Below are 9,644 nucleotides of genomic sequence, written 5' to 3'. Positions count from 1 at the left end.
CGCGCCGAAGGCGTCGGCGCGGTGCGGATGAGCCCGGCCCAGGCCGAGCTGCTGGCCGAGGCCCACGCCGTGCTGTCGCGCCGGCTGTCGCCGCCGGTGCTGGCCGAGCGGATCGCCGCCTGGAACCGCGCGGCCAACGCCCGGGCGCTGTTCGCCCTGGTGGCCGACGACTTCCGGCTGGAGATGCCCAAGCCCCCACATCCGGGCACCGAGCGGCTGAAGCCCCTGGCCACCGTCGCGGCCATCCGCGAGGCGGCCCGCCGTTACCGCAACTGCCTGGCCGGCTATGTCGACGACGCCCTGGACGAGCGCAGCGCCATCTACGAGTGGCTGCCCGCCCCGGGCGCGGTGATCGAGCTGACGCCCGACGCCTTCTTCGGCTGGCGGCTCGACCAGGCCCGGCTGCAGAACAACAAGGCCGTCGACGAGGCCACCCGCGACGCGGTCGTCGCCGAACTGCGCGGCATAGGCGTGCACGTCGGCCGCTCGGCCTGGCAGATCCGTCGGGCGCTGAACCGGGCCTCTACGCCGGGCTTCCGGATGGAGACGCTCGAGGCCGCCGTCGCCGACTACTTCACCGACGACTAATGTCGTCGGTGAAGACCGGCCGCTCACAAGGCGCCGAAAGCGGATGACGCGCGCCCGTCAAAAAGCCTAGCTAGGCTTGGTCGGGGGACCACTGCGGAGAGACGCATGAAGAAGCCCGTGATCGAGACCCTGCTGGAGCGCGGCCTGTTCGCCTCGCGCTGGCTGATGGCCCCGTTCTATGTCGGCCTGGTGGTCGCCCTGGCGGCGCTGATCGTGGTGTTCTTCCAGGAGCTGTTCCACGAGCTGCCCAACGTGCCGTCGATGAAGCCGGAGGACGCGATCCTGCTGGCGCTGTCGCTGATCGACCTGTCGCTGGCGGCCAACCTGCTGGTGATCGTCATCCTGTCGGGCTACGAGAACTTCGTCTCCAAGATCGACACCGCCAGCCACGAGGACCGCCCCGACTGGATGGGCACGGTCGACTTCTCGGGCCTGAAGATGAAGCTGATCGCCTCGATCGTGGCGATCTCGGCCATCGCCCTGCTGAAATCGTTCCTGAAGCTGACCGAGCCGCAGGTCCCGCTCGACCAGCCGCGCCTGCTCTGGCTGGTGGTGGTGCACCTGTCGTTCGTGGTCTCGGGCGTGCTGCTGGCCGTGATGGACTGGCTGAACAGCAAGGTGACCAAGCACTGATCACGGGGGCGAGGCCCACGTACAGAAACGCCGCGAAAGCTGATCGGCTGTCGCGGCGTCTTGTGTCTGAGAGACCCCTCATCCTTCAGCTTCGCTGACACCTTCTCCCGCAAGGGGAGAAGGATCCCGGGATCTTAGAAGGGCAGGATGTTGCGTTGGCGGCTGTAGGCCAGGTAGCCGACATTGGCGCCCAGGCGCAGGCCGACGCCGGCGCGGATCGGGGCCAGGACGATGGTGTCGGCCTTCTGGTAGTTCACGCCCAGGCCGCCCACGAGATAGGCGCTGCCCTCGACGCCGGGGAAGCGGCGGAAGATGGCGTCCGGGTACTGCAGATTATAGCACAGGGTGAAGACCCGGCTGGCGTTGCCACCCCAGTCCCAGCCGATCGACGGGCCCTGCCAGAAGGTTTCTTGGGTCGGGCGGTTCTTCATGTAGAGCAGGCCGCGACCATAGCGCAGGCCCACGCCGATGGCGCCCGAGCCCTCTTCGCCGGCGATGTAGCCAGTGGGCTGGCCGCGCTCGCGGAAGATCCGCTCGATGGCCGCGCCGGCGCTCTCGGCCGTGACGCCGAGGAAGTCCGACGTGGCGCGGATCATCTCGTCGGCCGAATAGGTGGCGGCCGCGCCGGTGTCGTAGGTCGGCGCGTCGGGGCCGGGATTATGCGGCTGCGAGGTGCTGGCGCAGGCGCCCAGGCCCACGGAGGTCAGGCCGGAGGCCATGCCAGAGAGGATCAGAGAGCGACGGTCCATGTGTCTTTCTCGCAAGGCTAGAGCGTGACAGCCGAAAGTGTAGGCGGTTTCGGCGACCGCCACGCTCTCGTATTTGACTTTAGAGCCTGCTGATCTGCTCCTGGCGTTAGCCAGGATCAGGCAAGCTCTAACGTGTCGGCACTGTCACAGGCTTTCATGTCCGGTTTGGGGCGCGTTGCTTAACGCGCGGTTAAGCATGTTCCCGACTGGACCTGCGATATCTAACGCGCGGTGCGCTCTACAAGGTCCGCCAGCTTCTCCGCCGCGTCGGGCGCGGCCACCGAGCGGGCGCCCTTGGCCATGCGGGCCAAGCGGTCGGGGTTCTTGAGCAGGGCGTTCAGGGCGCCGGCCAGGGCGTCGACCGTCAGCTCGTCCTCCAGGCACACCGCCGCGCCCCCGGCCTCTTCCAGCAGCTTGGCGTTGAAGCGCTGGTGGTCGTCGGCGGCGATCTTCAGCGGCACCAGGATCGACGGGCGGCCGGCCACGGCCAGCTCGCAGCAGGTCGAGGAGCCGGCCCGGCCGACGACCAGGTGGCTCTGGCGCAGGCGCCCGGCCATGTCGCGGAAGAACGGCGCGACCTCGCAGTCGACCATGGCGTTGCGATAGATCTTGCGGGCGTGCTCCATGCTCTCGGCGCGAGCCTGCTGGAACACCTTCATGCGGCCGCGCATCTCTTCGGGCAGCTTGGCGACGGCCTCGGGCACCAGCTCCGACAGCAGGCGAGCGCCCTGGCTGCCGCCGGTCACAAGGATACGCAGCTGCACTTCGGGCGGCAGGTAGGGGGTCTGGGCCAGGTCGCGGATCTCCGGACGCACCGGGCTGCCGACCACATGGGCGCGGGCCTTCACGGCCGGCTTGGCCAGCTCCAGCGTCGGGAAGGCGCAGGCGACCTCGCCGACATAGGGCGCCAGGAACCGGTTCACGCGGCCCAGCACGGCGTTCTGTTCGTGGATGACGGTCGGGCGCTTTTCCAGCAGCGCGGCCAGCAGGGCCGGCAGGGCGGGATAGCCGCCGAAGCCGACCACCACCGACGGGTTCAGCCGGGCGAAGGCGGCCTTGGCCTGCATCACGCCCTGGAACACCGCCACCCCGGCCTTGACCATGCCGATCGGATCGCTGGCCTTGGCCGTGGCGGCCGACAGGGCCAACCGCTCTTCGGCGGGAAACTTGTCGGCGTAGAAGGCGCCGCGCTCGTCGGTGGCCAGCACCACGCGCCAGCCGCGCGCGATCAGGGCTTCGGACAGCGCCTGGGCGGGAAACATGTGGCCGCCGGTGCCCCCGGCGGCGACGATCGCCAGCTTGCCGCTCATCAGGCCTGGTCCGCGAAACGGATGGAGGGACGCGTGAAGAGGTTACGCAACTGCAGTCTCCCTAACCCGGGAGCCTTCAGTCGAAGGCCCCCGCCTGGCCGAACGGCCCGCCGCCGCCATAGGACCCGGGCCGCTTGCGGGTCAACGCCAGCGCCATCCCCAGGGTCAGTCCCATGGCCAGCATCGACGAGCCGCCGTAGCTGATGAACGGTAGGGTCATGCCCTTGGTCGGGATCATGTTCAAGTTCACAGCGACATTGATGAACGTCTGCTGGCCCAACAGCACGAAAAGACCGGCCGAAGCGACCTGTTCGAAGGGATCCGCCAGCTTCATCGACTTGTAGAGCCCGCGCACCACGACGAAGGCGAACAGGCTGATCAGGGCCAGGGAGAAGACGAGGCCGTACTCCTCGGCCGCCACCGAATAGATGAAGTCGGTGTGCAGGTCGGGCACGTGGCGCTTCATGACGCCCTCGCCCGGGCCGCGCCCGAACAGGCCGCCGGCGTGGATGGCCTCGGCGGCGCGGGTAACCTGGTGGGTGTCGGCCTGGTCGGGGCTGAGGAACTTCTGCACGCGGGCGTGCACGTGGTCGAACAGGAAGTAGGTCGAGCCGAGGCCGCCCAGCGCCACCGCGCCCAGGCCCATGATCCACGAGATCGGCACCCCGGCCATCCAGAAGGCGGCCCCGAAGGCGATGGTGATCAGCACGGTCTGGCCGACGTCGGGCTGCATCAGCAGCAGGCCCACGGCGATGAAATAGAGGCCGAAGGCGATCGACACGCCCGGCACGCCCTCGCCCTTCTGGCCTTCGGCGAACATCCACGAGACCAGGATGATCAGGGCCGGCTTCATGAATTCCGACGGCTGGAAGGTGAAGCCGCCGATCATCAGCCAGCGGGCCGCGCCCTTGGCGCTGTGGCCGATGAACGGCAGGGCCGCCATCACGCCGATGGCGACGATGTAGATGAAGAACGCCGCCCGCCGGATGCCCTTGGGACTGAGCATCGACACGGCCAGCACGATCGTCGCCGCGCCGACGCCGAACACCAGCTGGCGGATAGCGAAGTGGAACTGGTCGTCGATGCCGATCCGCTGGGCCGCGGCCGGGCTGGAGGCGAACGACAGCAAGACGCCCACCGTGACCAGGATCGCGGTCGCGCCCAGCAGCCAGCGATCGGTCGTCCACCACCACACCCCGAGGGGCGAGCGGTCGGTCCGGGCGAAGGCGTGGGCGGTCTGCTGGCGCATGGGGGCAAGAGTCGGCCGTTACGGTTAATCGAGTCTTGCCGACGGCCGCGACGAAATCGCGACCGCCGGAAATTTTTCCATCATTCCACAGGCTTGGCCGTGGCGTCGGGATACTCCCGGGCCTTGGCCAGGGGCAGAACGTGGTCGTGCAGGGCCTGGCCGAAGCGGACCGACTGCATCTGGATGGCGGCGTGCCCTGTGCCGGGCAGCACCACCAGGTCCTTGCTCGGCGCGTTGAGGCCATCGAACCAGGGCCGCACGAAGTCGGGATGGTCGTACTCGCCCTGGATCAGCACCATCGGCATGGCGAAGTCCTTGCCCAGGGGCGCGGCCTTCCAGTCGTTGTTGGCGACATAGACGGCCAGGGCGCGCTGGCGGCGGATGATCCTGCCGCCGTCCTTGTAGGTCAGCAGGTCCCTGATGCTCCAGTCGGGCATGGCCAGAGCCTGGGCGTAGAGCTGGCCGTCGGTCTTCTTGGGGCCTTCGGTCTTCAGGTAGATCGGCTCGAGGTCGTCGACCTCCTTCCAGCGGCTGGGCGGGTCATAGGGCGGCGGCCCCAGCCCGGTCAGCTTGGCCAGCAGCTCGGGATGTTTGCCGGTCTTAGCCACTTCCAGCATGTGATCGTAGACGTGGCGGTCGCGGGCGCTGTTGTCGACCGCCTGGCCGGTGCCGACATAGACCGAGAACAGGTCCGGTCGCAGGTGCGCCATGGTCAGCGACACGCGCGAACCCCACGACCAGCCCAGAAGGGCGATGCGCGGCTTGTGCAGCCGGGTCCGCAGGTGCTCGGTCAGGGCCAGGCCGTCGGCGACGAAGCTGTCGACGCCCTGGTTCGGATCGATGCGGCCGCCGGCGCGGGCCAGGCTCTTGCCGTGGTCGCGACGGTCCCAGTGCACGACCGTGAAGTCCTTCTCCCAGCTCTTGAAGTCCTCGGCGAACAGCGAGGTCGCCACCCCGCCGCCATGCACGACCAGCAGCACCGGATTGTCGCGGTTCTCGCCGCGCACCACGACCCACTGCTCGCCGCTGGGCAGTTTCACGAAGCCGCTTTCCTGGACGCCCTTCTCCGAGTCGATCCGCAGCCGCTCGGCCGTCTCGTGCTGCAGGAAGGCCCGCGTCGCGGCCGCCCCGCCCACGACCGCCACCGTCAACGCCGCCAGCCCGACCGCGCCCCGGCGCAGCCATGTCTTCGTCTTGCTCATCACGCCCCTCGAATGAAAACTACACGCGTAGTCACATGAGGGCGCGCGAAAGATTCTTACAAGCGTAAAATTAAATCCCTCTTCCATAGGGAGAGGGAGGGGCCCGCCGCGCAGCGGTGGGAGGGTGAGGGGTTACAGCGTTGGCCGGAAGAAGCGCCGCTCGGCAGCGCCATACTTGGTGAGTTTGTTACCTCTCACCCTCCCATGGCTTTCGCCATGGGCCCCTCCCTCTCTCAAAGAGAGAGGGATCAAAAAGCCTTAAGCCCGCTTCGCCTTCGGCTTCACCAAGCCGTTGACCGCCGCGCGGAACGCTTCGCCCCGGGCTTCGAAGTCGGCGAACTGGTCGAACGAGGCGCAGGCCGGCGAGAGCAGGACGATGGCGTCCTGGCCGGTGGCGGCCGCGTCGGCATGGGCGGCGGCGACGGCGGTCTCGATGTCGCCGCACTGCTTGACCGGAGCCTTGCCGTCCAGGGTCTTGCCGAACTCGTCGGACGCCTGGCCGATCAGGTAGGCGCAGGCCACGCGCGGGAACAGGTCCTGAAGGTCCTCGATGCCGCCGGCCTTGGGCACGCCGCCGGCGATCCAGTAGAACTTCGGATAGCTCGACATCGCCTGGCGGGCGGCGTCGGCGTTGGTGGCCTTGCTATCGTTGACGAAGGCGACGCGTCCGATCTTGCCGACCGTCTCCATGCGGTGGGCCAGACCCGGGAAGGTCATCAGCCCCTCGACCGCCTGCTGGGGCGGAATGCCGATGGCGATGGCGGCGGCGTAGGCGGCCGCGGCGTTCTGCCAGTTGTGGCGGCCCGGCAGGCTGCGGGCGCGCAGCAGGTCGGCCATCTCGGTGACGCGCTCGCCGGTGGCGTCGTAGAGCACGCCTTGCAGGGCGTAGACGCCCCGGCCCATGGCCTTGCCGGCGCTGATCGGCCAGATGGTGCGGCGGTTGGCGGCGGTGATCTCGGTGCAGATCTGCTGGCACCAGGGATCGTCCACCCCGATGATCGCCGTGTCGCCCTTGCCCTGGTTGAGGAAGATCCGGCGCTTGGCGGCGATATAGCCCTCCATCGAGCCGTGACGGTCGATGTGGTCGGGCGACAGGTTCAAGAGCACCGTGGCGTCGGCGTGCAGGCTGGAAGTCAGGTCCAGCTGATAGCTCGACAGCTCCAGCACGTAGACGGCCCCGCCGTGCATGTCTTCGAGACCGAGGATCCCGGCGCCGATGTTGCCGCCGACGCGGGTGTCGCGGCCGGCCTGCTGGCACAGATGGCCGATCAGGGCCGTAGTGGTCGACTTGCCGTTGGTGCCGGTGATGGCGATGATCTTCGGCTTCTTGTGCTCGGGCGCGGCGTTGACCGTGCGGGCGAAGAGCTCGACGTCGCCCAGGATCTCGACGCCGGCTTCCTTGGCCTTGTCGACGGTCCAGTGGGGCTTGGGATGGGTCAGCGGCACGCCCGGCGACAGCATCAGGGCGGCGAAGGCGCTCCAGTCGGCCGTGGACAGGTCGACGACCGGCAGGCCCTCGGCCCGCGCGGCCTCGCGGCTGGCTTCCTTCTCGTCCCACAGGGCGACCTTGGCGCCGCCGGCGATCAGGGCGCGCGCGGCCGTCAGGCCGGTGCGGCCGAGGCCAAACACCGCCACCGTCTTGTCTTCGAACCCACGGACCGGGATCATCGCGCGCCCTCCCCCTTACCGTAGCTTCAGCGTGGCGAGGCCGACGAACGACAGCATCATGGCGACGATCCAGAAACGGACGACGACGGTGCTCTCGGCCCAGCCCAGCTTTTCGAAATGGTGATGGATCGGCGCCATCAGGAAGATGCGCTTGCCGGTCTTCTTGAAGTAGGCGACCTGGATCATCACGCTCAGCGCCTCGGCCACGAACAGGCCGCCGACGATGCCGAGAACCAGCTCGTGCTTGGCGCAGACGGCGATCGAGCCCAGCGCGCCGCCCAGGGCCAGCGAGCCGGTGTCGCCCATGAAGATCTTGGCGGGGGGCGCGTTATACCAGAGGAAGCCCATGCCGCCGCCGATGATGGCGCCGCACAGCACCGCCAGCTCGCCGACGCTCGGCACGAAGTGCAGGTTCAGATAGTCGGCGAACTTGTAGTTGCCGACGAGGTAGGCGATCAGGCCGAAGGTCGAGGCGGCGAACATCACCGGCACGATGGCCAGGCCGTCCAGGCCGTCGGTCAGGTTCACGGCGTTCGAGAAGCCGGCGATCGTGATGGCGGCGAAGGCCACGTAGAACCAGCCGAGATTGATCACCAGGTTCTTGAGGATCGGGAACACCACCGAGGTCTCGAGCCCCGGCGTCATCTGCGACTTAGGGGCGAAGACGATCAGGGCCACGGCGGCGATGATCGAGACGATGAACTGGGCGACCAGCTTCTGGCCGCTGGAAAGGCCGGCGGTCGTCTGCTTGGTGACCTTGGCGTAGTCGTCCATGAAGCCCAGCAAGCCAAAGGCCGCCGTGATGCCCAGCACCACCCAGACGTGGACGTTGCGCAGGTCGGCGAACAGCAGCGAGCCGACGAACAGGCCGGCCAGGATCATGAAGCCGCCCATGGTGGGCGTGCCGGACTTTTCGAGCACGTGGCGCTCGATGCCGTCGGTGCGGATCGGCTGGCCCTTGCCCTGCTTGGCCTTCATCCAGCGGATGAAGCGCGAGCCCATGGCCACGGCCACGATATAGGCCGTCAGCATCGACATGCCGGTGCGGAAGGTCAGGTACTTCAGCAGGTTCAGGACCGGAACGTGCTCGTGACCGCCCCGCGAGAGCCATTCGTAGAGGAAATACAGCATCAGACTTGTTCCCGCCGGCCGAGCGCGGACAGGGCGGCGGCGATAGCGCCGGCCCGAGATCCGTTCGACCCCTTCACCATCACCACGTCGTTCGGCTCTACGGCCGCTACGATCTTTTCCGCCAACTCGGGCGCGGCGTCCGCATAGCCGCCGCGGCGCATCTCTGGAAGCGCGTTCCACAGCGACATCATTAACGGCCCTGCGCAGAACACCAGATCGATGTCAGCCTGGGCGATCGGCTCCGCCAGCTGCGCGTGGAAGCGCGGGCTGTCGGGGCCCAGCTCCAGCATGTCGGTCAGGGCGACGATGCGGCGGCCCTTAACCTTGCGCGCGCCCAGCGTCGCCAGGGCGGCCTGCATCGACACCGGATTGGCGTTGTAGCTCTCGTCGACCAGGGTGAACGCGCCGCCCTCGACGGCCACCGTCTGCTCGGCCCCGCGGCCCTCGATCGGCGCGAACTCGGCCAGAGCGGCCAGGGCCGTGGCGCGATCGACGCCGAGCGCCTCCAGCATCAGCAGCACGCACAGGCTGTTGGGCCCCCAGTGCACGCCGGTCTGGCGGATCGGGAAGGAAACGGCCTCGCCGTCCAACTCGGCGACGACGGTCGCGCCGGCGCCCTCGACCACGAAGTCCAGGAGGCGCGCGCTGGTCCCGTCGCGGCCGAAGCTGCGCACGGCGGCGCCGACCTTTTCGGCCTGCGCCTTCAGCAGGTCGAACCACTGATTGTCGGCGTTCAGCACGGCGACGCCGCCGGGCTCCAGCCCGTCGAAGATCTCGGCCTTTGCCTTGGCCACGCCGATCTCGCCCTCGGCGAAGTTCTCCAGGTGCACCGGACCGACCGTGGTGATCGCCACCGCGTGCGGGCGGATGAACTTCGACAGCGGAGTGATTTCGTCGGCGTGGTTCATGCCGACCTCGAACACCGCGCGCTCGGTGTCGCGCGGCATGCGGGCCAGCGTCAGGGGCACGCCGATGTGATTGTTGTACGACTTCACCGAGGCGTGGGCCTTGCCGGCGCGACGCAGGCCGGCCTCGACGGCGCGGGTGACGCTGGTCTTGCCGACCGAACCGGTGACGGCGCCGCGGCGGGCCTGCGGGGCGCGCTCGCGGGCGG

The 9,644-nt window shown here is 68.5% G+C and carries 8 protein-coding genes and 1 pseudogene; 2 read left to right on the top strand and 7 right to left on the bottom strand.

Annotated features, from left to right (window positions below; genetic code table 11):
- Positions 1-588, top strand: a pseudogene (locus DMC18_RS07235) (hypothetical protein); the annotation flags it as partial.
- A 105-nt stretch (positions 589-693) separates the two neighbouring features.
- Entirely contained in the window at positions 694-1,221 is a 528-nt protein-coding gene (locus DMC18_RS07230; protein ID WP_110121408.1) for a TIGR00645 family protein, read from the top strand.
- Between the two features lie 134 nt (positions 1,222-1,355).
- Here the strand turns inward: DMC18_RS07230 and DMC18_RS07225 are convergent, their stop codons facing one another.
- The 7 genes from DMC18_RS07225 to murF form a co-directional block, all read right to left on the bottom strand.
- Positions 1,356-1,970, bottom strand: a complete 615-nt coding sequence (locus DMC18_RS07225) for a DUF1134 domain-containing protein (protein ID WP_110121407.1) — start codon at positions 1,968-1,970, stop codon at positions 1,356-1,358.
- A gap of 221 nt (positions 1,971-2,191) precedes the next feature.
- Positions 2,192-3,280 (bottom strand): undecaprenyldiphospho-muramoylpentapeptide beta-N-acetylglucosaminyltransferase, encoded by a 1,089-nt coding sequence (murG, locus tag DMC18_RS07220; protein WP_110121406.1) that lies wholly within the window; start codon positions 3,278-3,280, stop codon positions 2,192-2,194.
- Between the two features lie 76 nt (positions 3,281-3,356).
- Positions 3,357-4,529: a putative lipid II flippase FtsW gene (gene ftsW, locus DMC18_RS07215; protein WP_110121405.1), complete on the bottom strand. Its 1,173-nt coding sequence runs from the start codon at positions 4,527-4,529 to the stop codon at positions 3,357-3,359.
- Between the two features lie 80 nt (positions 4,530-4,609).
- Positions 4,610-5,731, bottom strand: a complete 1,122-nt coding sequence (locus DMC18_RS07210; RefSeq protein ID WP_158285875.1) for an alpha/beta fold hydrolase — start codon at positions 5,729-5,731, stop codon at positions 4,610-4,612.
- A 258-nt stretch (positions 5,732-5,989) separates the two neighbouring features.
- The gene (gene murD, locus DMC18_RS07205; protein ID WP_110121403.1) at positions 5,990-7,399 is read right to left on the bottom strand and encodes a UDP-N-acetylmuramoyl-L-alanine--D-glutamate ligase; all 1,410 of its coding nucleotides are present in this window, start codon (positions 7,397-7,399) and stop codon (positions 5,990-5,992) included.
- A gap of 15 nt (positions 7,400-7,414) precedes the next feature.
- Complete coding sequence (mraY, locus tag DMC18_RS07200) at positions 7,415-8,530, bottom strand: phospho-N-acetylmuramoyl-pentapeptide-transferase (RefSeq protein WP_110121402.1); 1,116 nt, start codon at positions 8,528-8,530, stop codon at positions 7,415-7,417.
- A partial coding sequence (gene murF / locus DMC18_RS07195) for a UDP-N-acetylmuramoyl-tripeptide--D-alanyl-D-alanine ligase (protein ID WP_110132804.1) occupies positions 8,530-9,644 on the bottom strand: 1,115 nt, incomplete at its 5' end. The genes murF and mraY, both read right to left, overlap by 1 nt.

Origin of the sequence: Caulobacter sp. D5 (genome assembly GCF_003185805.1) — a bacterium.
Lineage (GTDB): Bacteria > Pseudomonadota > Alphaproteobacteria > Caulobacterales > Caulobacteraceae > Caulobacter.
The sequence above is the reverse complement of the archived record's forward strand: the minus strand, read 5'-3'. Positions and strand labels throughout refer to the sequence as shown.